This is a genomic window from Pseudomonas sp. R45(2017) (assembly GCF_002112305.1).
Taxonomy (GTDB): Bacteria; Pseudomonadota; Gammaproteobacteria; order Pseudomonadales; family Pseudomonadaceae; genus Aquipseudomonas; species Aquipseudomonas paraglycinae.
Genome location: NZ_NEHH01000012.1, coordinates 206573 through 230016 on the forward strand (window position 1 = coordinate 206573; position 23444 = coordinate 230016).

General features: G+C 62.2%; 22 protein-coding genes. 14 read left to right on the forward strand and 8 right to left on the reverse strand.

Annotated elements, in window-relative coordinates:
* Positions 1-80: 80 nt before the first annotated feature.
* Positions 81-2927: an RNA polymerase-associated protein RapA gene (gene rapA, locus CAF74_RS25755; protein ID WP_085748196.1), complete on the reverse strand. Its 2847-nt coding sequence runs from the start codon at positions 2925-2927 to the stop codon at positions 81-83.
* A 242-nt stretch (positions 2928-3169) separates the two neighbouring features.
* On the opposite strand from rapA, the gene CAF74_RS25760 reads away from it, so the two are divergent.
* Positions 3170-3511 carry a hypothetical protein gene (locus tag CAF74_RS25760; protein ID WP_007959194.1) on the forward strand — a complete coding sequence of 114 codons (342 nt, stop codon included), beginning with the start codon at positions 3170-3172 and terminating at the stop codon, positions 3509-3511.
* On the opposite strand, the gene CAF74_RS25765 is transcribed toward CAF74_RS25760, so the two are convergent.
* From CAF74_RS25765 to CAF74_RS25775, 3 genes are all read right to left on the reverse strand, one after another.
* Complete coding sequence (locus tag CAF74_RS25765; RefSeq protein WP_085748197.1) at positions 3481-4692, reverse strand: aminotransferase class V-fold PLP-dependent enzyme; 1212 nt, start codon at positions 4690-4692, stop codon at positions 3481-3483. The genes CAF74_RS25760 and CAF74_RS25765 overlap by 31 nt on opposite strands.
* Positions 4689-5159: a RidA family protein gene (locus CAF74_RS25770; RefSeq protein ID WP_085748198.1), complete on the reverse strand. Its 471-nt coding sequence runs from the start codon at positions 5157-5159 to the stop codon at positions 4689-4691. Before CAF74_RS25770 ends, CAF74_RS25765 begins: the two co-directional genes overlap by 4 nt.
* 88 nt (positions 5160-5247) lie before the next feature.
* Positions 5248-6114 (reverse strand): LysR substrate-binding domain-containing protein, encoded by an 867-nt coding sequence (locus CAF74_RS25775; RefSeq protein ID WP_085748199.1) that lies wholly within the window; start codon positions 6112-6114, stop codon positions 5248-5250.
* 185 nt (positions 6115-6299) lie between these two features.
* Here CAF74_RS25775 and CAF74_RS29290 point away from each other — a divergent pair, with 185 nt between their 5' ends.
* The gene (locus CAF74_RS29290) at positions 6300-6461 is read left to right on the forward strand and encodes a hypothetical protein (protein ID WP_007959203.1); all 162 of its coding nucleotides are present in this window, start codon (positions 6300-6302) and stop codon (positions 6459-6461) included.
* A 145-nt stretch (positions 6462-6606) separates the two neighbouring features.
* Complete coding sequence (gene ccoM, locus CAF74_RS29495) at positions 6607-6723, forward strand: cytochrome c oxidase subunit CcoM (protein WP_007959205.1); 117 nt, start codon at positions 6607-6609, stop codon at positions 6721-6723.
* 657 nt (positions 6724-7380) lie between these two features.
* Here ccoM and CAF74_RS25780 read toward each other — a convergent pair.
* Together CAF74_RS25780 and CAF74_RS25785 are read right to left on the reverse strand one after the other, a co-directional pair.
* A complete protein-coding gene (locus CAF74_RS25780) occupies positions 7381-8856 on the reverse strand; it encodes an inorganic phosphate transporter (RefSeq protein WP_085748200.1) in 1476 nt (491 codons plus the stop codon).
* 375 nt (positions 8857-9231) lie between these two features.
* Complete coding sequence (locus tag CAF74_RS25785; RefSeq protein WP_007957826.1) at positions 9232-9432, reverse strand: hypothetical protein; 201 nt, start codon at positions 9430-9432, stop codon at positions 9232-9234.
* 642 nt (positions 9433-10074) lie between these two features.
* Here CAF74_RS25785 and pcaR point away from each other — a divergent pair.
* From pcaR to pcaC, 11 genes are all read left to right on the forward strand, one after another.
* Positions 10075-10917: a pca regulon transcriptional regulator PcaR gene (gene pcaR, locus CAF74_RS25790; RefSeq protein ID WP_085748201.1), complete on the forward strand. Its 843-nt coding sequence runs from the start codon at positions 10075-10077 to the stop codon at positions 10915-10917.
* A gap of 295 nt (positions 10918-11212) precedes the next feature.
* Positions 11213-12559, forward strand: coding sequence for an MFS transporter (locus tag CAF74_RS25795; protein WP_011332817.1), 1347 nt, complete (start codon positions 11213-11215; stop codon positions 12557-12559).
* Positions 12560-12840: 281 nt separating this feature from the next.
* Entirely contained in the window at positions 12841-13698 is an 858-nt protein-coding gene (locus CAF74_RS25800; RefSeq protein ID WP_003222404.1) for a CoA transferase subunit A, read from the forward strand.
* Complete coding sequence (locus CAF74_RS25805; RefSeq protein WP_011332818.1) at positions 13698-14477, forward strand: CoA-transferase subunit beta; 780 nt, start codon at positions 13698-13700, stop codon at positions 14475-14477. Before CAF74_RS25800 ends, CAF74_RS25805 begins: the two co-directional genes overlap by 1 nt.
* Complete coding sequence (gene pcaF / locus CAF74_RS25810) at positions 14474-15679, forward strand: 3-oxoadipyl-CoA thiolase (protein WP_176240512.1); 1206 nt, start codon at positions 14474-14476, stop codon at positions 15677-15679. Before CAF74_RS25805 ends, pcaF begins: the two co-directional genes overlap by 4 nt.
* A 35-nt stretch (positions 15680-15714) precedes the next feature.
* Positions 15715-16419 (forward strand): protocatechuate 3,4-dioxygenase subunit beta, encoded by a 705-nt coding sequence (gene pcaH, locus CAF74_RS25815; RefSeq protein ID WP_011332820.1) that lies wholly within the window; start codon positions 15715-15717, stop codon positions 16417-16419.
* Position 16420: 1 nt separating this feature from the next.
* Positions 16421-16987, forward strand: a complete 567-nt coding sequence (gene pcaG / locus CAF74_RS25820; RefSeq protein WP_039771428.1) for a protocatechuate 3,4-dioxygenase subunit alpha — start codon at positions 16421-16423, stop codon at positions 16985-16987.
* Positions 16988-17117: 130 nt separating this feature from the next.
* Positions 17118-18413 (forward strand): MFS family transporter, encoded by a 1296-nt coding sequence (locus CAF74_RS25825; protein WP_039771430.1) that lies wholly within the window; start codon positions 17118-17120, stop codon positions 18411-18413.
* A 45-nt stretch (positions 18414-18458) separates the two neighbouring features.
* A complete protein-coding gene (locus tag CAF74_RS25830; RefSeq protein ID WP_085748224.1) occupies positions 18459-19823 on the forward strand; it encodes a 3-carboxy-cis,cis-muconate cycloisomerase in 1365 nt (454 codons plus the stop codon).
* 12 nt (positions 19824-19835) lie between these two features.
* Positions 19836-20627: a 3-oxoadipate enol-lactonase gene (gene pcaD / locus CAF74_RS25835; protein ID WP_085748203.1), complete on the forward strand. Its 792-nt coding sequence runs from the start codon at positions 19836-19838 to the stop codon at positions 20625-20627.
* Positions 20628-20637: 10 nt separating this feature from the next.
* Positions 20638-21030 carry a 4-carboxymuconolactone decarboxylase gene (pcaC, locus tag CAF74_RS25840; protein ID WP_011332825.1) on the forward strand — a complete coding sequence of 131 codons (393 nt, stop codon included), beginning with the start codon at positions 20638-20640 and terminating at the stop codon, positions 21028-21030.
* A gap of 51 nt (positions 21031-21081) precedes the next feature.
* Here the strand turns inward: pcaC and CAF74_RS25845 are convergent, their stop codons facing one another.
* Together CAF74_RS25845 and CAF74_RS25850 are read right to left on the reverse strand one after the other, a co-directional pair.
* Positions 21082-21897, reverse strand: coding sequence for a methyltransferase domain-containing protein (locus CAF74_RS25845; RefSeq protein ID WP_085748204.1), 816 nt, complete (start codon positions 21895-21897; stop codon positions 21082-21084).
* 167 nt (positions 21898-22064) lie between these two features.
* Positions 22065-23324, reverse strand: coding sequence for an OprD family porin (locus CAF74_RS25850; protein WP_085748205.1), 1260 nt, complete (start codon positions 23322-23324; stop codon positions 22065-22067).
* Between the last annotated feature and the right edge of the window lie 120 nt (positions 23325-23444).

Genomic DNA, 23444 nt, shown 5'->3' on the forward strand with positions numbered 1-23444 from the left:
ACGATCGGCGGGGGGACAGGCAAACAAAAAGGCCCGCATCGCTGCGGGCCTTTTCGTTTTTGGCGATGGAGCAGGGCGGTTTAGCCCGCCACCAGCACCCGGATCGCTTCCAGTCGCAGTGCTGCCTTGTCGAGCATCGCCAGACCTTGTTCGCGCTGCTTGCGCAGTGCGTCCAGTTCGCTGTCGCGTACAGTCGGGTTGACCGCCTGCAATGCGGTCAGGCGTGCAAGTTCTTCGTCGGTGTCGGCTGCCAGACGGCGGCGGGCCTCGGCCACGCGCTCGGCGTGGCGCGGGGTGACCTTGTCTTCACCGGCGTTGATCCGTGGCGTCAGCTGATCGCGCTGGGCCTGGATGAACTTGTTGGCGCTGGCGCGCGGCACGCTTTCCAGTTGATCGTTCAGGGTTTCGAACGCCACGCGCGACGACAGGTCGTTGCCGTTGGCATCGAGCAGGCAGCGCAGGGCGGCCGGCGGCAGGTAACGGCCCAGTTGCAGCGAACGCGGGGCAACCACTTCGCTGACGTAGAGCAATTCCAGCAGCACCGTGCCTGGCTTGAGCGCCTTGTTCTTGATCAGCGCGACGGCGGTGTTGCCCATCGACCCGGACAGCACCAGATCCATGCCGCCCTGCACCATCGGGTGTTCCCAGGTGATGAACTGCATGTCCTCGCGCGACAGCGCCTGGTTGCGGTCGTAGGTGATGGTCACGCCTTCGTCGTCGCCCAGCGGGAAGCTGGCGTCGAGCATCTTCTCGCTCGGTTTGAGGATCAGGGCGTTTTCCGAATGGTCTTCGCTGTCGATGCCGAACGCGTCGAACAGGGTTTCCATGTAGATCGGCAGGGCGAACTGATCGTCCTGTTCGAGGATGGCCTCGACCAGCGCCTCACCTTCGCCGGCGCCGCCGGAGTTGAGCTCCAGCAGACGGTCGCGACCGGTGTGCAGCTCGGCTTCCAGACGTTCGCGCTCGGTGCGCGCCTCGTCGATCAGCGCTTGCCACTCGCCGTCGTCGGCTTCTTCGAGCAGCGGCAGCAGGCGCGGGCCGAACTGATGCTGCAAGGCGTTGCCGGTCGGGCAGGTGTTAAGGAACGCGTTCAGGGCTTCGTGGTACCACTGGAACAGGCGCTCTTGCGGGCTGGTTTCCAGGTACGGCACGTGCAGTTCGATGATGTGCTTCTGGCCGATCCGGTCGAGACGACCGATCCGCTGCTCCAGCAGGTCCGGGTGCGACGGCAGATCGAACAGCACCAGATGGTGGGCGAACTGGAAGTTGCGACCTTCACTGCCGATTTCCGAGCAGATCAGCACCTGCGCGCCGAACTCTTCGTCGGCGAAGTAGGCGGCGGCGCGGTCACGCTCGAGGATGTTCATGCCTTCGTGGAACACCGTGGCCGGGATGCCGGAGCGCACGCGCAGGGCGTCTTCCAGGTCCATCGCGGTTTCGGCGTGGGCGCAGATCACCAGCACTTTGGTGCGCTTGAGCATTTTCAGCTGGTCGATCAGCCACTCGACGCGCGGGTCGAATTTCCACCAGCGTTCTTCTTCGCTGGCGTCCGGCTGGGCCTGGAAGCTGACTTCCGGGTACAGCTCGGCGTGTTCGCCCAGGGGCAGTTCGAGGTATTCGTCCGGGCACGGCAGCGGGTACGGGTGCAGTTTGCGCTCCGGGAAACCCTGCACGGCGGCGCGGGTGTTACGGAACAGCACACGGCCGGTGCCGTGGCGGTCGAGCAGTTCACGCACGAGGCGGGCGCTGGCTTCGGTGTCGCCATCGTTGACGGCGGTGAGCAGGGCTTCACCTTCATTGCCGAGGAAACCGTGGATGGTCTTGTGCGCGGCCGGCGACAGGCGACCCTTGTCCAGCAGCTCCTGAACGGCTTCGGCCACCGGGCGATAGTTTTCGCTCTCGGCGCGGAAGGCGGCCAGGTCATGGAAACGGTTCGGGTCGAGCAGGCGCAGGCGGGCGAAGTGGCTGTCCTGACCGAGTTGTTCGGGGGTGGCGGTGAGCAGCAGCACGCCGGGAATGACTTCGGCCAGCTGTTCAACCAGCGAGTATTCCGGGCTGACTTTGTCTTCGTGCCAGACCAGGTGGTGGGCTTCGTCGACCACCATCAGGTCCCAACCGGCAGCGAACAGGGCGTCCTGGGCCTTTTCATCGTCGACCAGCCACTCCAGCGCCACGAGGGCCAGCTGGGTGTCTTCGAACGGATTGGTGGCATCGCTTTCGATGAAGCGTTCTTCGTCGAACAGCGCGACCTGCAGGTTGAAACGGCGGCGCATTTCCACCAGCCATTGGTGCTGGAGGTTTTCCGGTACGAGGATCAGCACGCGGTTGGCGCGGCCCGACAGCAGCTGGCGATGGATCACGAGACCGGCTTCGATGGTCTTGCCCAGACCCACTTCGTCCGCCAGCAATACGCGCGGCGCGATGCGGTCGGCTACTTCACGGGCAATGTGCAACTGGTGGGCGATCGGTTGTGCGCGCACGCCGCCCAGGCCCCAGAGCGAAGACTGCAACTGGCGGCTGGTGTGTTCCAGGGTGTGATAGCGCAGGGAGAACCAGGCCAGCGGGTCGATCTGGCCGGCGAACAGACGGTCGCTGGCCAGACGGAACTGAATGAAGTTCGACAGCTGGGTTTCCGGCAGGGTGACCGCTTCGTTTTGCGCGTTGAGGCCGTGATAGACCATCAGGCCGTCGACGTCGTCGACTTGCTGGACAGTCATCTTCCAGCCTTCGAAGTGAGTGATCGAGTCGCCGGGCGAGAACCGCACGCGGGTGAGGGGCGCATTCCGTAGCGCGTACTGGCGAGTCTCGCCAGTGGCCGGGTAAAGCACGGTCAACAAGCGGCCGTCCTGTGCCAGAACGGTGCCTAAACCAAGCTCTGCTTCGCTGTCACTGATCCAGCGTTGCCCCGGTTGATACTGCTGCGCCATGCTGCCTGACTCCCACCTTGAAAAAGCGGGCTATCTTAACGGAATGAGGGCCCGAGGCCAAAGGATAAGGAGCCTCGGCCCGGCTTTTAACCGCAATCGGCCAATTGCAGGGAAGATTAGGTCATGCATCGGTTTTACGGGATGTTGCGGCACCCTTGAGTGCCAAACCGGTCACAAGTTTGCGACCGATGGCTCAAGGCACCCCTGGCGCCGCCGATAACCTGCTGACAGGAGACCCTCATATGCTGCCACCGATGCTCCCCCTGAGCGCCGTGCCGATCACCTCCCAGCAGGATCCGATCCGCCAGCGACCGGATATTCCCCCTGTGGTGCCGGTGCAGGAAAGCTCCAACGAAAGCACCATCGACCTGCAAAAACGCGACCCGGAAGAGGACGGCTATCTGCTGCGCGAAGAGCAGCGCCGCCAGCAGGAACGTGATCGCCGGCGCCGTGAAGCCGACGACGACCCCGAAGCGCACCTCGCCGTGCCCGGCACCGAACTGAATGCCGACAACACCGTGCCGGTGGCGCCGTTGATGGAGGATCAGCCGCGTCAGGGGCTTTGGGTCGATATCGAAATCTGAGGCCGGGCGGCCAGTTCCGTCAGGTTTTCCAGCAACACGTCGATCTCTTCTTGCGTGTTCAAGTAGCTCACCGCCACCCGCGCAATATTCGTCAGCCTGCGCGCCTGCATGTCCAGCGGCGTGTAGGCCACGCCATTGGCGCCGATGTTGATTCGCCGTTCGGCCAACGTCTGCTTGAGCGCCACGCTGTCCCAGCCTTCAAGCGTGAAGGCGATCAGCCCGGATCGTTGATTGGCCGCTCCGAGATCCCGCAGCGTCAGGCCGGGAATCGCCTTCAGGCGTTGGCGCAATCCGTTGCTCAATTGTTCGATGCGCTGGCGGACGGGGATCGCGCCGAGGCGGTTGTACTCCTCCAGTGCATTGGCCAGCCCGGCCAGCAGCGCCAGTGACACTTCACTGGTTTCAAAGCGGCGCGCGTCGTCGCGCAGGGTAAAGCGCTTGCCGTCCCATGGCGCCGACAACACATCGCGTTGCACGGGGAGCAGCCGTTGCAAAAAATGCGGCCGGATGTACATCAGCGCCGTGCCGCGCGGCCCGCGCAGGAACTTGCGACCCGCACCCTTGAGCACATCGCACTGTAAGGCCTGAACATCGCAGGGCAACTGCCCCAGCGCCTGACCGGCGTCGATGAAATAAGGAATGCCGTGGCGCCGCGCCACGCTGCCGATCTGCGCGGCGGGGTTGATCAGGCCACCGTTGGCCGGCAGCCAGGTCAGGGCGATCAGGCGTACCTGGCCGTCGATCATCTGCGCCAGGGCTTGCGGGTCGACCGCGCCGTGGGCGTCACAAGGAATCACTTCGAGCCGCGCGCCGGCCTTCACCGCTTCGGCCATGCACGCCAGGTTGCCGGCCCATTCATGGCGACCCACCAGAATCCGCTCGCCGAGCTGCCACGGCCCCAGTGCGTTGAACGCCTGACTCCAGGCTGCCGAGCCGCTGCTGGCGAAGGCAATGTCCTCGGGCTGGGCGTTGAGCAGGGCGGCGGCCGCGTTGCGCGCGCGTGCCTGTACCCGGTTGTCTGCCGCTTCCATCGGCCCGCCGAGTGCTTCGTGTTGCAACTGTTCGATCACTGCATCGAGGGTGGCTTGGCTCGGCAACGAGGCGCCGGCGTGGTTGAAGTGGATCACCTGAGCGCAGCCGGGCGTGGCGGCGCGCAGGCGCGAGAGGTCGTCGAGGTTCACGGCTTGAGCTCGAAGATCGCGTCGATTTCCACCGCGACGCCGGCCGGCAGACTCGACACGCCGACTGCGGTGCGCACGTGCCGGCCCTTGTCGCCGAGGGCGTTGACCAGCAGGTTCGACGCGCCGTTGGCGACAAAGCCCTGAGCTTTGAATTCCGGTGTGGCGGCCACGAAAACTCCGAGGCGCAGGATGCGCACCAGTTTCGACAGGTCATCGCCCAGTGCATGGCTCAACTGGGCGAGCAGGCCCAGGGCAGCCAGTTCAGCGGCGTTGGCCCCTTCTTCGTCGGAGATCGCTTCGCCCAGTCGCCCGATGAACGCAGGTTTGCCGTCGAGCAATGGAATCTGCCCGGAGATGAACAACTGATTCTGACTGACCACATGGTTGACGTAATTGGCGATCGGCTGGCTCGGTTCGGGCAGGCGCAGGCCGAGTTGTTGCACGCGTTGGCTGAGGGAATCGGTCATGGGAAGTCCTCCTGAGTGAGGGCTTCAGCATGTTGGTGAGAGCGAAGGGCGACAAACGGATAGATTTAATCCGACGCATCCAAAAAACTCATGCGTTCGCGGTTTCCTCCAACCACTGGCAGAAACTGTGCGCCGCCGATGTGGGCGGGCGTTGCGGGGTGACCAGCCAATAACCGATCTCGCCGAGCATCGGCGGCGTGTCGAAGGCCGGCACCAGCGCGCCTTCCTTGATCCGCCGTTCGATCATTCGCTGGCGACCCATGGCAATGCCCTGACCGGCGACGGCCGCTTCGACGACGATGTTGTAGTCGTGCAGCATGACGCCGGGCACATGAGCCAGATCGATGCCGCTGTGTTGCTGCCAGTCGATCCATTCGAACGGCTGGTGCGACTTGGCCATCAGCAAGGGCCCGTTGTTCACGCCTTTGGCCTTGAAGGCCGGGCTGCAGACTGGCGTCAGGGTTTCAGCCATGAACCGGCGGGCCTGGACTTTCGGCCAGCCGCCCTTGCCGTAGCGGATCGCCAGATCCACCTCGCCGGCATCGACGTCGGCCAGTTGCACGGCGGGCAGCAGTTCGACATGGATGTTCGGGTATTTCGCGTTGAAGTCTGCCAGACGCGGTGCCAGCCACAGAGTTGCGAAAGAGGCGAGCAGACCGATGCGCAGGGTGGTGGGGCGTTCGCCGCGCAGGTCGTGGGTGGCGGCGGCAATTGCGGCGAGGGCCGGCTGGATTTGCCGGTAATACTGTTCGCCGGCAGGTGTCAGATCGATCGCCCGGGTGCGGCGCACGAACAGTCGCTGATCGAGGAATTTTTCGAGTTTGTGCACCTGATGGCTGATCGCGCTTTGGGTCACCGACAGCTCATCGGCAGCCTTGATGAAACTCAAATGGCGGGCCACGGCCTCAAAGGCGCGCAAGGCCATCAGCGGTGGCAGATCCTGATGCAGGGGCACGGCGCAGATCCTTCGGGTTCAGGGCGAGGCGCCGATTGTGCGGGCAAATCCGGTGGGCGGTACATGAATTGTTGTAGAGCGTTTAGGTCAGTGGCTGGTCAGCGCCTGCGTCAGGCCGCATTATTGGCGCAGTCCTGTCGGTGATCCGGCAGTTGTGATTCAGTCCAAGCGATGCACCGAACGCCATGAGCCAAGACGACAAGCTGATTGACCTCAACACCGAACGCGCCAAGCGGGTTCATGACCTCAACGAGAAGCGCCTGAATGAAGTTCGCCAGGCTTTCGAGCAGGCCATGCCTTTGGGTAAGCCGAAGAAAAAGCCGAAAAACAAACCGAAAAAGCGTTGATCTCCCCTGCATCCGTTGATGCAGGTCAGTTATTTCCCTTCCTTTCCTCCCCATGGTGACCGGCATTGATCCCGGTCAATTCCTGCGCCTGCCTGATTGGTTAACTTAGTTCCATCGCAGCAGAGCAGGGGCCAGGAGGCCAGTCATGTTTTTCGATAACGTGGTGTTTGCCGGGGTCCTGACTGTGGGGCTGATGGTTCTGTTTTTTGCAGGGTTTGGATTTTTTATCTGGAAGGATGCGAACAAGCGCAAGAAGCCTTGATTCTTCCGGGTTTGATGAGCACGCAAGGCATTTTGGGCAACTTCGGTTGCCCTTTTTTTTGTGTCTTGGCGGCCTTTGGGCCGACCATGCTCTTGGGTTTTTGGGTGAATATCCATTTCTCCGGGGGGTGCGGCTGGCGGTTCCGCTCTTACAGCGGCTCACTTTTTCAAACGCCAAAAAGTAAGCAAAAGGCTTGGCCCCTGCGTTCGGCGCCTCGCTTTGGCTCGGCGTTCCTTCGTTCCGGGATTCATCCGGGGGCATCGCCTACGGTTTGCTTCGCTGCACCTCCTCTCGATGCATGCGGCTTCGCCGCACGGTCGCTGCGCTCCCACCCCCGGATAAATCCCTCCACTCAGCCTTCCGATGGGGCTGGCACGTCAAAAGCTGTACTCGAGCTAACGCTCATCGTGTTGAGTGGTGGGAAGCCAAGGCAAAGGCAGGCTTTAGATGTTTGCTTTTTAAGACCTGAGTACACCTCGGTATCTCACGTCGGCGTACCTCTCCCAAACAACTCGGTCAGTCCCCTCTCCCTACGGGCGGTCCGACGTTTCGGGAGGGTTAGGGTGAGGGCGCTCTTGATCTTCAGCCCCTCTTTACCGCGCCCAACAAAAAAGGCGTGATCCTTTCGAATCACGCCTTCTTCACTGCAGCGATCTATCAGCTACCCAGCGCCTTCGACGCCAGCCAGAACAGGCCGGCCGACAGGGCCACGGTGGCTGGCAGGGTCAGGATCCAGGCCAGCAGGATGGTTTTCACTGTGCCGCCTTGCAGGCCGCTTTTGTTGGCGACCATGGTGCCGGCCACGCCCGAGGAGAGGACGTGGGTGGTGGACACCGGCAGGCTGAAGATGTTGGCCAGGCCGATCAGGCTGGCGGTGGTGATCTGGGCCGACATGCCTTGCGAGTAGGTCATGCCTTGTTTGCCGATCTTCTCGCCGATGGTCAGTACCACGCGTTTCCAGCCGACCATGGTGCCCAGGCCCAAGGCCAGGGCGACCGCCAGAATCACCCAGAACGGGGCGTATTCGGTGGTGGTGGTCAGGTCTTTGCGCAGTTTGTCCAGGTCGGCTTTTTCACGCGGCGCCAGGCCTGGCAGTTTGCTGACTTTCTTCGCGGTGTCGTCCAGGCAGAGCAGGTAGCGACGCACTTCGATGCGGCTTTCAGCGGACAGCGAGTGGTAGTCCGCCACACCTTTTAGGGTGTCGAGCAGGGCGGCGATGGTCGGTTCGGTCTGTTGCGGGTTGCAACGGAATTTTTCCGGCAGGTCGCCTTCCACGCTTTTACCCAGGGCCAGGAATTCGCCCAGGGTGTCGGCGTTGCGCTTGTAGAACTGGCTCAGGTGCAGGGTCGCGTCGCGAGTGCGTTCGATCTGGTAAGTGGTGCTGTTCAGGTCGAGTACGAACTGCGCAGGCACGATACCGATCAGTACCAGCATGATCAGGCCGATACCTTTCTGGCCGTCGTTGGAACCGTGCACGAAGCTCACGGCCATGGCCGAGATTACCAGGACCAGGCGGTTCCAGAACGGTGGGTGCTTCTTGTCGTCGATCTTGCGGCGCTGTTCCGGCGTCTTGTGCATCTTCGACAGCGGTCGCCACCATTTCAGGCCGATCAGCACCAGCGCGGCGATCAGGAAGCCGGCCATCGGCGAGAACACCAGCGAGGCGCCGATATCGATCGCTTTCTGCCAGTTGACGCCGTCAGCCAGTGGAATTTCGTTGATCAGGGCGTTGGCCAGGCCGACACCGAGGATCGAACCGATCAGCGTGTGCGAACTGGAGGCCGGGATACCGAAGTACCAGGTGCCCAGGTTCCAGGCGATCGCGGCGGCGAGCAGCGAGAACACCATTGCCAGACCATGGCCGGTGTTCACGTTGATCAACAGTTCTACCGGCAGCAGGTGCACGATGGCATACGCCACGCCAACGCCGCCCAGCAGTACGCCGAGGAAGTTGAACACGCCCGAGAAGAACACCGCCAGGTGAGGCGGCATCGCTTTGGTGTAGATAACAGTGGCTACCGCGTTAGCGGTGTCATGAAATCCATTGATGAACTCGAAGGCGAGGACAAATGTCAGGGCGAGCAGGAGGCTCACAAGCACCCAGGCATCCAGTCCGCTGAATAAATCGATCATGAAGGTTTTCTGACCCGGTCATAAGGGGGCGCGATTATGCCAGAAAAGACTGGAAATCGATCCCCTACCTGCTCATCGGTAAGCGTCTTCGCCAAATTAATTTGTATCAAGGTGCATTACCCAAGCTTTTTACAGGGTTTTGCAAGGTGTTGATTCCATTGATAAAAATGCGAGACGCCGGCGGATTGGCCGGTTGTCGGGAGGGGGCTGAAACTTGTATGAAATATCTGAGAAACGCGTCTGACATGCTCCAGACCTGTGCACTACAGGGGAGTTGGCCGCTGCCCGCGGGTAGCGGGCGCGCAAGGCATCGTCAGTCCACCGTGCTTGTAACCCGGTGAGTACGCTTACCCTTGAAAGTCTCAAAGGAAGGCATCACGGCTCTTCGGCTTTGAGTTCCTCTTCCATTTTTTTCAGTTCTTGCTGGAAGACCTGATCCTGAACGGTAGGGCGTTTTCGCCAGGCTTTGCGTTCTGGTTCGGGCTGGGCGGCGTAGGTGGTGACTTCCCCGCCGTAAACTTCCTTGTAACGTTGTTCCTGGCGCTCAAGTTCCGCGCGCAGTTCGTCTTTCGTCACAGTGCTACCTGTATGAGTTGAGATAAACGTCTGGTGAACGCACTGCAACGAATCATTTAACCGGTTCACCAACAAGCGCTCGCCCGGACAGGCAGCGGTGTTGTCGCGAAGACGGTCAGGACTTCCATGTTGCAGGCGGCTACGGCACCAGATTAAAACTGACGCAGCATCAGTTTCCTGTTTCAGCGAGCGCGCTGGCGGTGCATGAATAATGAGCATCAGGCGCTGGCCGGGGCCGGCAGCGATGGACATCGCGCCAGCGGGTGGCACCGTCGGCAAATAAAAGCGCGGTGTCACTAAGGTGCATTATAGCGGCCGAATCGGGATTGCCTATCTTTGCCAAGTTAAAAACGGTTCTGAATGTGTGATTGTTTTGTGACGTGCAACTTTCATCAATAGTTGCATCGTCGTTGCGCAGTGTTTGATTTCTGGCGCCATTTAGTCGGACAACTAAGGCGCTTAAACCGCACCGGCGTTCCAAGTTCAAATCCGTTCCGCACTGCCTTAACGAGGAGACGAGGGCGATTGCGATTATCGGTCGACGGTTCGATAATCGCCCGGTGTTGGCGGTCTGTCGCTTGTGTATCCGCCAGCGAGCCGCTTGTATAGCCGTTGACCCGAACAAGAAAAAAAGGACCTGACATGAACGATCAAATGCGCAATTCCTTCACCTCGGTAGCGCCGCCGATCGTCGCTTCGCCGGCCAAGCGTATCCAGGCCCTGACCGGTGATCCGGATTTCATGACCTCCTTGGCCCGCGGCCTGGCGGTGGTGCAGGCGTTTCAGGAGCGCAAGCGCCACCTGACCATCGCCCAGATCAGCCATCGCACGGAAATTCCCCGCGCCGCCGTGCGCCGTTGCCTGCACACGCTGATCAAGCTCGGCTACGCCACCACCGACGGGCGCACTTATTCGCTTCTGCCCAAAGTGCTGACTCTCGGTCACGCCTATCTGTCTTCGACGCCGCTGGCGGTCTCGGCCCAGCCGTACCTCGACCGCATGAGCGAGCAACTGCACGAGGCCTGCAACATGGCCACGCTGGAAGGCGACGACATTCTCTACATCGCCCGTTCGGCCACCACTCAGCGTCTGATTTCGGTGGACCTCTCGGTGGGCGGGCGTTTGCCGGCGTACTGCACGTCCATGGGGCGGATTCTGCTGGCGGCGCTGGACGACACCTCGCTGCGCGAATACCTCGACCACGCCGAATTGGTGGCCAAGACCAGCCGCACGATTCACACCCGTGACGCCTTGCTCGAATGCCTGCAGGAAGTGCGGCAGCAGGGCTGGTGCATCGTCGATCAGGAACTGGAGCAGGGCCTGCGTTCGATTGCCGTGCCGGTCTACGACGCTTCCGGCCAGGTAGTGGCCGCGCTCAACGTCAGCACCCACGCCGGTCGCGTCAGCCGCACCGAGCTGGAGCAGCGCTTTCTGCCGGGTCTGTTGAGCGCCAGCCGCGACCTCAGTGCGCAATTGTTTGCCTGATGAAGCTGTTCGATAAACGCACAGAGTTGCGTTTATCGAATTGACGCTAAAACCCCCGGATCATTAATGTCGCGGCAGCGTCATCCGGCGCGAATGTGAATGAGCCCGCCGGATTGTCGACTCTCATAATAATGACAAGAGGCAACTTCCCATGCGCACGTTCCCCGACTGTCGCCGCTCCCGTTCCTTTTGCCGGTATTAGCGCAACGCCTGATTTCTTCCTTATATAGTTGTGACCGTGCCGCTCTCTGGCCGGCCGCCGTTCGACTGCGTTTTCTTGCGTGGAATAAAAATAATGAACCAGCCTCAGTCCGCTGTAGGTCACTGCCTCGATGTGCAGTCCTTCATCAATGCCCAACCGATCTCGCGCTATCAATGGCGAGTGGTGATTCTGTGTTTCCTGATTGTGTTCCTCGATGGCCTCGACACCGCGGCCATGGGTTTTATTGCGCCGGCCCTGTCCCAGGACTGGGGCATCGACCGCGCCAGCCTCGGCCCGGTGATGAGCGCCGCGCTCATCGGTATGGTCTTCGGCGCGTTGGGCTCCGGGCCGTTGGCTGACCGCTTCGGGCGAAAAGTCGTACTCGTCGGCGCGGTGTTTCTGTTCGGTGCTTTCAGTCTGGCGTCGGCCTACGCCACCAATGTTGATCAACTGCTGGTGCTGCGTTTCCTGACCGGTCTGGGGCTTGGCGCCGGCATGCCGAACGCCACCACGCTGCTGTCGGAATACACCCCCGAGCGTAAAAAGTCGCTGCTGGTGACCAGCATGTTCTGCGGCTTCAACCTCGGCATGGCCGGAGGCGGATTCATCTCGGCCAAGCTGATCCCGGCATTCGGCTGGCACAGCCTGTTGCTGATCGGCGGGATCCTGCCGCTGATCCTCACCGTGGTGCTGCTGCTCTGGCTGCCGGAGTCGGCGCGTTATCTGGTGGTGCGCAATCGCGGCACCGACAAGGTGCGCAAGACCCTCGCACCCATTGATCCTGCCATCGTCGCGCAGGCCGCGAGTTTCAGCGTGCCGGAACAGAAAACCGTCAAAGCGCGCAACGTGTTTGCGGTGATTTTCTCGGGCACCTACAGCGTCGGCACGTTGCTGCTGTGGCTGACCTATTTCATGGGCTTGGTCATCGTGTACCTGCTGACCAGTTGGCTGCCGACCCTGATGCGCGACAGCGGCGCGAGCATGGAGCAGGCGGCGTTTATCGGCGCGTTGTTCCAGTTCGGCGGGGTGTTGAGCGCGGTCGGCGTAGGCTGGGCGATGGACCGGTTCAATCCGCACAAGGTCATCGGCATTTTCTACCTGCTGGCCGGGGTGTTTGCCTACGCCGTGGGGCAGAGCCTGGGCAACATCACGCTGCTGGCGACGCTGGTGCTGGTGGCGGGCATGTGCGTCAACGGTGCGCAATCGGCGATGCCGTCGCTGGCGGCGCGGTTTTATCCGACGCAGGGCCGGGCGACCGGTGTGTCGTGGATGCTCGGGATCGGCCGGTTTGGCGCGATTCTCGGGGCGTGGATGGGCGCGACCCTGCTGGGGTTGGGCTGGAATTTTGAGCAGGTGCTGACGGCGCTGGTGATTCCGGCCGGGCTGGCCACGGCAGCGGTGGTGATCAAGGGCCTGGTCAGTCACGCGGACGCGACCTGAGTTTCATTGCAGGATCGTTCCCTCGTCGAACTGGCTTCAGAGGTTGCTTCGCGCTCGGCTCCGGAAGGACGCGGAGCGTCCCGGGCTGCATTCCCACGCAGAGCGTGGGAACGATCAGTGACGGAACGATAGGTTGATAACAATCTGTTCGATAAACGAACACTCAGTCGATTATCGGATTGTTTGGCGAAAATCAGCGGCTTAATCTTCAGTGACTCCGGCGCAGAACCTCGCGCCTTTTTATTCACTGGCGATTCATTACAAAAACGGGAGCCCGCTCCATGGCTGAGATCCTTTCGCTGCACGACGCGGTGAAGCAATTCGTCAACGACGGCGACACCGTCGCGCTCGAAGGTTTCACTCACCTGATCCCTACGGCGGCGGGTCATGAAATCATTCGTCAGGGCAAGAAAGATCTGACCCTGGTGCGGATGACGCCTGACCTGATCTACGACCAACTGATCGGCGCCGGCTGTGCACGCAAGCTGATCTTCTCCTGGGGTGGTAACCCTGGCGTGGGTTCGCTGCACCGTCTGCGCGACGCGGTCGAGAAGCAATGGCCGCACGCGCTGGAAATCGAAGAACACAGCCACGCCGACCTGGCCAACGCCTACGTCGCCGGCGCCTCCGGCCTGCCGTTCGCGGTACTGCGGGCCTACGCCGGTTCCGACCTGCCGAAGGTCAACCCGCTGATCAAATCCGTAACGTGCCCGTTCACCGGTGAAGTGCTGGCGGCGGTGCCGTCGGTGCGTCCGGACGTGACCGTGATTCACGCCCAGAAGGCCGACCGTCAGGGCAACGTGCTGCTGTGGGGCATCCTCGGCGTGCAGAAAGAAGCCGCACTGGCCGCCAAGCGGTGCATCGTCACCGTCGAAGAAATCGTCGACAACCTCAACGCCCCGATGAACGCTTGCGTGCTGCCGACCTGGGCATTGAGCGCGGTCTGCCATGTACCCGGTGGCGCGCATCCGTCGTACGCCCACGGTTACACCGAGCGTGACAATCGTTTCTATCAAGCGTGGGATCCGATCGCCCGCGACCGTGAGACGTTCACCGCGTGGATCAACGAATACATCCATGGCTGCGCTGACTTCAGCGAGTTCCAGGCCAAGTTGGCCGCTGCTTCGGAGGCCAAGTAATGACTTACACCACCAATGAAATGATGACCGTCGCCGCGGCCCGTCGCCTGAAGAACGGCTCGGTGTGCTTCGTCGGCATCGGCCTGCCGTCGAAAGCCGCCAACCTGGCGCGCCTGACGTCGTCGCCGGACGTGGTGCTGATCTACGAGTCGGGCCCTATCGGCGCCAAGCCAAGCGTATTGCCACTGTCCATCGGTGACGGCGAACTGGCAGAAACCGCCGACACTGTTGTGCCGACCGGTGAGATTTTTCGCTACTGGTTGCAGGGCGGGCGCATCGACGTCGGTTTCCTCGGCGCAGCGCAAGTCGACCGTTTCGGCAACATCAACACCACCGTGGTCGGCGACTATCACCAGCCGAAAGTGCGTCTGCCGGGTGCCGGTGGCGCGCCGGAGATCGCCGGTTCCGCCAAAAGTGTGCTGATCATCCTTAAACAGTCGGCGCGTTCGTTTGTCGACAAGCTCGATTTCATCACCTCGGTCGGCCATGGCGAGGGCGGCGATTCGCGCAAACGTCTGGGCCTGCCGGGCGCCGGCCCGGTCGGGATCATCACCGACCTGTGCATCATGGAGCCGGAAGAGGGCACCCATGAATTCGTGGTCACCGCACTGCACCCGGGCGTGACCCGCGAGCAAGTGATCGCTGCCACCGGTTGGGCCATTCGTTTTGCCGACAACGTTGACACCACCGCCGAACCGACCGAAGTCGAGCTGACCGCCCTGCGCGATCTTGAAGCCCGCACCGCAGCGGCCCACGGCCAGGCACCGGGAGAAGCATGATGCGTGACGTTTATATCTGCGATGCGATTCGTACCCCCATTGGTCGTTTCGGTGGCGGTCTGGCGGCGGTTCGCGCCGACGACCTGGCCGCCGTGCCGATCAAGGCCCTGATGGAGCGCAATCCGTCGGTGGACTGGAACGCCATCGACGAAGTATTCCTCGGCTGCGCCAACCAGGCCGGCGAAGACAACCGCAACGTGGCGCGCATGGCGTTGTTGCTGGCGGGTCTGCCGGACAGCGTGCCCGGTGTCACCCTCAATCGCCTTTGCGCGTCGGGCATGGATGCCATCGGCACCGCGTTCCGCGCCATCGCCAGCGGTGAAATGGAGCTGGCGATTGCCGGTGGCGTCGAGTCGATGTCCCGCGCACCGTTCGTGATGGGCAAGGCCGACGCGGCGTTTTCGCGCAACATGAAACTGGAAGACACCACCATCGGCTGGCGTTTCATCAACCCGTTGATGAAGGCCCAGTACGGCGTCGATGCGATGCCGCAGACCGCCGACAATGTTGCCGACGATTACGAAATTTCCCGCGAGGATCAGGACGCTTTCGCCCTGCGCAGTCAGCAACGTACTGCCGCTGCCCAGGCTGCCGGCTACTTCGCCGAGGAAATCGTCGAAGTGCGGATCGCCCACAAGAAGGGCGAAACCGTGGTCAGCCAGGACGAACACCCTCGTGCCGACACCACTATTGAAGCCCTGACCAGACTGAAACCGGTCAACGGCCCGGACAAGACCGTCACCGCCGGCAACGCTTCGGGCGTCAACGACGGTGCCGCCGCGCTGATTCTGGCCTCGGCGGAAGCGGTGAAAAAACACGGTTTGACTGCCCGCGCCAAAGTGCTGGGCATGGCCAGCGCCGGGGTGGCGCCACGGGTGATGGGCATCGGCCCGGTGCCGGCGGTGCGCAAACTCACCGAACGCCTCGGCGTGGCGGTCAGCGATTTCGATGTGATCGAGCTCAACGAAGCGTTTGCCAGCCAGGGTCTGGCGGTGCTGCGCGAACTGGGGCTGGCGGACGATGCGGCCCAGGTCAACCCGAACGGCGGCGCGATTGCCCTCGGTCACCCGTTGGGCATGAGCGGCGCGCGTCTGGTGCTGACCGCGCTGCATCAGCTGGAAAAGACCGGTGGCAAGAAAGGTCTGGCGACCATGTGCGTCGGTGTCGGCCAGGGTCTGGCCCTGGCCATCGAACGCGTCTGACGCAAGCCGTGATGAAAAGAACAGAGGAAAGCGAAATGACTGACAAGCCTGGTTACCGCCGCCCGCAGGAAGGCACCCAGCCGCCGTACCTGCATCCGACCTATCAATCCACCAATCTGCGCTCGCCGTCCAAGCCGTTGGTGTTTCTGCCGCATTCGCTGTCGGAAATCACCGGCCCGACCATCGGCGCTGAGCGTGTGGCCGATACCGACAACGATCTGACCGCCCAGCATCAGGGTGAACCGCTCGGCGAGCGGATCATCATTCACGGGCGTGTGCTCGACGAAGACGGCCTGCCGGTGCCGGGGATTCTGGTGGAGATCTGGCAGGCCAACGCCGCCGGTCGCTACAACCATGCCCGTGACCTGCACGACGCACCGCTGGACCCGAACTTCACCGGCACCGGCCGCACCGTGACCGACGCCGACGGCTGGTATCAGTTCCAGACCATCAAGCCCGGCGCGTATCCGTGGGGCAACCACCACAACGCCTGGCGCCCGGCGCACGTGCATTTCTCGTTGTTCGGACCGAGCATCCTGACGCGCTTGGTCACGCAAATGTATTTCCCGGGCGACCCGCTGCTGGCCTACGACCCGATCTATAACTGCGTGCCGGACACCTCGGCCAAGGAACGCCTGATCGCCGCTTTCGATCTGGAAAAAACCATTCCGTCCTACGCCCTCGCTTATCGCTGGGACATCGTGCTGCGCGGCCGCGAAGCCACGCCGATGGAGAAATGAGATGACCCTGACTGCGACCACGTCCCACACCGTCGGGCCGTATTACCACATCGGCCTGACTTGGCTGAACCGTGAAAACCTCGCCAACGAACTGACCCTCGGCCAGCGCGTGGCGATCACCGGGCAAGTGGTGGACGGCAACGGCGATGTCGTCAACGACGCCATGCTCGAAGTCTGGCAGGCCAACGCCGCCGGCAAATACGATCATCCGGAAGACGAGCAGGCCAAACCGCTCGACCCGAATTTCGAAGGCTTCGGCCGGGTGCCGGTGGACGCCGAAGGGCGCTTCCGTTTCACCACCATCAAGCCGGGCACGGTCGAAGGCCTGAAGGGCTCGACCCAGGCGCCGCATCTGGTGGTGCTGGTGTTCGCGCGCGGTCTGGTGAAGCACTTGCTGACGCGGATCTACTTCGAAGGCGATCCGGCGAACGTCAATGATCCGCTGCTCGAATGCGTACCGGCCGAGCGCCGCGATACGTTGCTGGCGAAGCCGGATGCGGCGGGGGTTTATCAGTGGAATGTGATTCTGCAGGGCACTGATGCGGAGACCGTGTTCTTCGATTATTGAACCGGATACTGATCGTTCCCACGCGGAGCGTGGGAACGATCAGAGATCGGGTCTGGTTGGTGATCCAATGTGGAACGGGACTGTTGCGAAGTGTGTCTAGACTCTCACTGTCCCTATCGAGTGAAAAACAATGACAACCCTCACCTCCCATTACACCGGTGAAGAGCGCAGCAAGCGCATCTTCGCCATTGTCGGCGCATCGTCCGGCAACCTCGTCGAATGGTTCGACTTCTATGTCTACGCCTTCTGCGCGATCTATTTCGCCCCGGCGTTTTTCCCCTCCGACAACCCCACGGTGCAGCTGGTCAACACGGCAGGCGTGTTCGCCGCCGGGTTCCTGATGCGACCGATCGGCGGCTGGATTTTCGGCCGGGTCGCGGACAAGCACGGGCGCAAGAACTCGATGCTGATCTCGATCCTGATGATGTGCTTCGGCTCGTTGCTGATCGCCTGTCTGCCGACCTACAAGGACATCGGCGTCTGGGCGCCGCTGCTGCTGTTGTTCGCGCGCTTGCTGCAAGGCCTGTCGGTGGGCGGTGAGTACGGCACCACCGCGACCTACATGAGTGAAGTCGCGCTCAAGGGCCAGCGCGGGTTCTTCGCCTCGTTCCAGTACGTGACGCTGATCGGCGGGCAACTGCTGGCGGTGCTGCTGGTGGTGATCCTGCAACAGTTTCTGTCCGAAGAAGAGTTGCGTGCCTACGGCTGGCGGATTCCGTTCGTGGTCGGTGCGGCCGCCGCGCTGATTTCGCTGTTCCTGCGTCGCTCGCTGAAAGAAACCACCAGCAAGGAAATGCGCGAGAACAAGGACGCCGGCAGCATCCGCGCACTGTTCCGCGACCACAAGGCCGCGTTCATCACCGTGCTCGGCTACACCGCCGGCGGCTCGCTGATTTTCTACACCTTCACCACGTATATGCAGAAGTACCTGGTGAACACCGCCGGCATGCACGCCAAGACCGCCAGCTACATCATGACCGGCGCGCTGTTCCTGTACATGTGCATGCAGCCGCTGTTCGGCATGCTCGCCGACAAGATTGGCCGGCGTAACTCGATGCTCTGGTTCGGTGGCCTCGGCACGTTGTTTACGGTGCCGATCCTGCTCAGCCTGAAAAGTGTCGGCAGCCCGTTCCTGGCCTTTGTGCTGATTACCGTGGCGCTGGCGATCGTCAGTTTCTACACCTCGATCAGCGGTCTGGTGAAAGCCGAGATGTTCCCGCCGGAAGTCCGCGCCCTCGGCGTTGGTCTGGCGTATGCGGTGGCCAACGCGATCTTCGGCGGTTCGGCAGAATACGTCGCCCTGAGCCTCAAGGCCGGCGGCATGGAAAACGCCTTCTACTGGTATGTCACCATCATGATGGCCGTGGCGTTCCTGTTCAGCCTGCGCCTGCCCAAAGAAGCGAAGTATTTGCACCACGATCTTTAAACCATGCGCGCGGGCCACAACGGCCCGCGCCGGCAAGGACTGTTTATGACTCAGCGACCGGGCAATCAATTGTTCGATGCCTACTTTACTGCCCGCGATATGCGCGACGTGTTCTGCGATCAGGGCCGGGTGCAGGCGATGCTCGACTTCGAAGCGGCGCTGGCCCGGGCCGAAGCGCGGGTCGGGTTGATTCCGGCGGGTGCTGTCGCGCCGATTGAAAATGCCTGCCGCGCCGGGCTGTTTGATTTCGCGGCATTGGGCGAGGCGATTGCCACGGCCGGCAATTCGGCGATTCCGCTGGTCAAGGCGTTGGGCAAACAGATTGCCGCGACCGATGCCGAAGCCGAGCGCTACGTGCATCTGGGCGCCACCAGTCAGGACGTGATGGATTCCGGGCTGGTGCTGCAATTGCGTCAGGCGCTGGAATTGATTGAAAGGGAACTGGCGCAACTGGCCGACGCTCTCGCCATTCAGGCGCAGCGCCACGCCGCGACGCCATTGGCCGGACGCACCTGGCTGCAACACGCGACGCCGGTGACGCTCGGCATGAAGATCGCCGGTTGGCTCGGTGCGATCACGCGCAGCCGTCAGCGTCTGCGCGAGCTCAAGCCACGGCTGCTGGTGCTGCAATTCGGCGGCGCGTCCGGCACCCTCGCGGCGCTCGGCGAACAGGCGTTGCCGATCGCCCAGGCGCTGGCCGAAGAACTGCACCTGACCCTGCCGGAACAACCGTGGCACACCCAGCGCGACCGCATCGTCGAGTTCGGCGCGGTACTCGGTCTGATCGCCGGCAGCCTTGGCAAATTCGGCCGCGACATCAGCCTGTTGATGCAGACCGAAGCGGCGGAAGTGTTCGAACCGTCGGCGCCGGGCAAGGGCGGTTCCTCGACCATGCCGCACAAGCGCAACCCGGTGGGCGCGGCGGTGTTGATCGGTGCGGCGACCCGCGTGCCGGGGCTGGTCTCGACGCTGTTCAGCGCCATGCCCCAGGAACACGAACGCAGCCTCGGTTTGTGGCACGCCGAATGGGAAACCCTGCCGGAGATCTGCTGCCTGGTGTCGGGCGCGCTACAACAGGCGCGGCTGCTGGCGGATGGTCTGGAAGTCGATGCCGCGCGCATGGCCCGCAACCTGGAACTGACCCAAGGCCTGGTGCTGGCCGAGGCGGTAAGCATCGTGCTCGCACAACGGGTCGGCCGCGACACCGCGCATCATCTGCTCGAACAATGCTGCAAACGAGCGGTGGCCGAACAGCGCCACTTGCGTGCGGTACTCGGTGACGAACCGCAGGTGACCGCCGAACTGAGCGCAACCGAACTGGATCATCTGCTCGATCCCGCCCATTACCTCGGTCAGGCGCAGGTCTGGGTCGAGCGTGCGGTGGCCGAACACAACGCATTGTCTGACTGAAAGGAGAGGGCTGTGGCTTTCGTTCAACTCGCCGATGGCGAACTGCATTACACATTGGAAGGCCCGGCCGATGCGCCGGTGCTGGTGCTGTCGAACTCGCTGGGCACCGACCTGCACATGTGGGACGTGCAGATGCCGGCCTTCACCGAACATTTTCGCGTGCTGCGTTTTGATACGCGCGGGCACGGCCAGTCGCTGGTGACGCCGGGCCCTTACAGCATCGAGCAACTGGGCCGAGACGTGCTGGCGCTGCTGGATGCGCTGCATATCGAACGCGCACATTTCTGCGGTCTGTCGATGGGCGGCCTGATCGGCCAGTGGCTGGGGATCAATGCCGGCCAGCGTCTGAACAAACTGATCGTCTGCAACACCGCGGCAAAAATTGGCGATCCGTCGGTGTGGAACCCGCGCATCGAAACCGTGCTGCGCGACGGCCCGGGGGCGATGGTTGCGTTGCGTGATGCATCGATTGCCCGCTGGTTTACCCCGGACTTTTCGGCCTCCAACCCGGCCGCAGCCAAGCAGATCACCGACATGCTGGCCGCGACCAATCCTGAAGGTTACGCCGCCAACTGCGCGGCGGTGCGCGATGCGGATTTCCGTGAGCAGTTGTCGTCGATCACGGTGCCGTTGCTGGTGATCGCCGGTACCGAAGATGCGGTGACGCCACCGTCCGGCGGGCACTTCATCCAGGAGCATGTGCGCGGCGCCGAGTACGCCGAGTTTTATGCGGCGCACCTTTCCAACGTTCAGGCCGGCGACGCGTTCAGCGACCGCGTGCTGACCTTTTTGCTGGCCGATTGAGGGGATTTCCGTGGACGAGAAACAACGTTACGACGACGGCATGCAAGTGCGCCGCGCGGTGCTCGGCGACGCTCACGTCGATCGCAGCCTGACCACGCTGACCGAGTTCAATTCGGAATTCCAGGAGATGATCACCCGTCACGCCTGGGGCGATATCTGGACCCGCCCGGGCCTGCCACGCCACACCCGCAGCCTGATAACCATCGCCATGCTGATCGGCATGAACCGCGAGGGTGAACTCAAGTTGCACCTGCGGGCGGCGGCCAACAATGGCGTGAGCCGTGGCGAGATCAAGGAAGTGATCATGCAGAGCGCGATCTACTGCGGGATTCCGGCAGCGAATGCGACGTTCCATCTGGCCGAATCGGTGTGGGATGAGCTGGGTACCGAATCCCGCGAGTAATCGTTGAATTCGAAGGATCGCAGCCAGTTGAAGGCTGCGATCCTTTGAACTTCACGCCTTGGCAACAATGAAAATCCGCTTGAACGCAAACAACGTATGGCCATTTTCCTCCTGCGGATAATGCGCATGCACCCGCCTCAGGTAGTGATAGATAAAGCGCGCCTGTTCCTCTGACGTCAGTCCCAGCATCACCGGCCGCAGCGCCGAGACCTTTACCCAGTCATAAACCGGCGACTTGCCGTCGACCACCTGCAACTGCTCGGTTTCCCAGATATCCAGCGACTGCGTCAGCGGCGCGAGCAAACGGTAGTAATCCTCCAGCGGCAGCAACGGCCGCGCCGCCATGCGTTGACGCAATTGCGCAGTGCCGATGGGGCGACCGCAGGGTCCGGCGTCGTCGAGGGTGTCGAGCATCAGCCGATACCACAGCGCATCGCGCCAGTCCGGCATATGCGCGGCCAGACAACCGCCGGGATTGAGGTGGCGAAGCAATCCCGGCAACAGCGTTCTATGGTCATCGATGAAATGCAGCACGGCCGCGGCGAACAACAGGTCGGCTGGCTTGCGGGGTTTCCAGTGCTGCAGTTCGGCGTGTTGCCAGCGTGCCTTGATCGGCAGGCAACGGGCGACCTCAAGCATGTCTTTTGAACTGTCGATGCCTTTGATATCTGCCTGCGGCCAGCGATCGGCCAGAACCTTGGTGGCAATCCCGGTGCCGCAACCGAGGTCGTAAATGCGCTGAGGATTGTGCAGGTCGACGCGGCTGAGCAACTCATCGACTGGTTGTTGCCTGAGACGGGAAAATTGCTGGTACGCCCGGGCGTCCCAGTCTTTGTCGACGGGAGCCGGTTTGAGTCGGGTGATCATGAGGTCGTCCTCCGGTGATCAGCAGGGTCTTCCGATGACAACCTGGCCAAGTCTTGGGGACCGACATCAACAGATAACGGAAGCGAAGAGGGTGGAGCACCTGAGTCCTTCAGGTTTTTCCACTTTAAATGATGGCTGGCGTAACGCCAGCCATTCGGACAGGCGGCTTAGAGCAAACTGATCGGATAGCTGACGATCAGGCGGTTCTCGTCGAACTCGTTGTTGCTGAAGTCGCGGCGCATGGTCGAGTTGCGCCATCTGACGTTCAGGTTCTTCAGCGCACCGCTCTGCACGGTGTAGCCCAGTTCCGATTCGCGGCCCCATTCCTTGCCGTCGGTGATGGTGCCTGTGTGCACGTTGTCGCCACTGATGTAACGGTTCATCAGGGTCAGGCCGGGGATGCCCAGGGCAACGAAGTTGTAGTCGTGACGCACCTGCCAGGAGCGTTCCTGCGCGTTGTCGTAGCTGGCGTTGTAGCTGTCGTTGGCCAGGGTGCCGCCGCTGGTGCCGTTGACGCGCATCCAGGCGCTGTCGCCGGTGAGTTTTTGCAGGCCGACGTAGAAGGTGTGGCCACCGTATTTTGCCGAGAACAGGCCTGACCAGGTCTTGTTGTCGAGGTCGCCGGCGCGGGCACTGCCGTCGTCCTTGCCGTAGAAGAAGCCGAGGTTGGCGCCGAGGGTCCAGTCGCCGATTGGCTGGCTGTGGATCAGGTTGACGTATTGCTGGCTGTAGATGTCCTTGAGCTCGGCGTTCCACAGACCGATCTGGGTACGCTTGTCGTTGAATACGTATTCGCCGCCCTGGAAGTTGAAGCGGTCGGAGGTGAAGGCGGCTTTGCCGGTCATCGACATGTCGCTCATGCTGCTGTCGTCGCGCGGGCTGTTGGCGCGGAACTGGCCGCCGTAGAGGGTCAGGCCGTCGATTTCCTTCGAGGTGATCTGGCCGCCGCGAAAGGTCTGCGGCAGTGAGCGGCCGTCGTCCGAACGCAGGATCGGCAGCACCGGCATCCATTCGCCGACCTTCACTTCCGTTTGCGACAGCTTCGCCTTGAACGCGACGTTGGTGCGGCCGAAGTTGTCCGCCGGACGACCGTCATGATCCAGTGGCAGCAGTTGCGTGCCGCCAGTGCCTTTGCCGCCATCGAGCTTCACCGAGTACAACCCCAGCACATCCAGGCCGAACCCGACGGTGCCTTGGGTGAAACCGGACTTGGCGTCGAGGATGAAGTTCTGCGTCCACTCTTCAGCCTTGCCCTGAGCCTTGGTCGGGTTGGTGAAGTTGCGGTTGATGTAGAAGTTACGCAGGTTCAGGTTGACCTTGGCCCCGTCGATAAAACCGGCTTCTTCAGCCGCAGCGGGCAGCGCGATGCCGGCCAGGGCGAGGGCTATCAGACCGGGAAGTGCGTAGGGCGCAGGGGAGGTTGTCATGGGCTCGGGTCTCTCTTGTTTTTTTTGGGGCGAACGGGGGCGCTGCGGCCGTTTTTCAAGGCGCAGACATTCGATGGATTCAGAGGCGAAGCGGCGGCGATCAGCCGGGAGGAGCAGGGC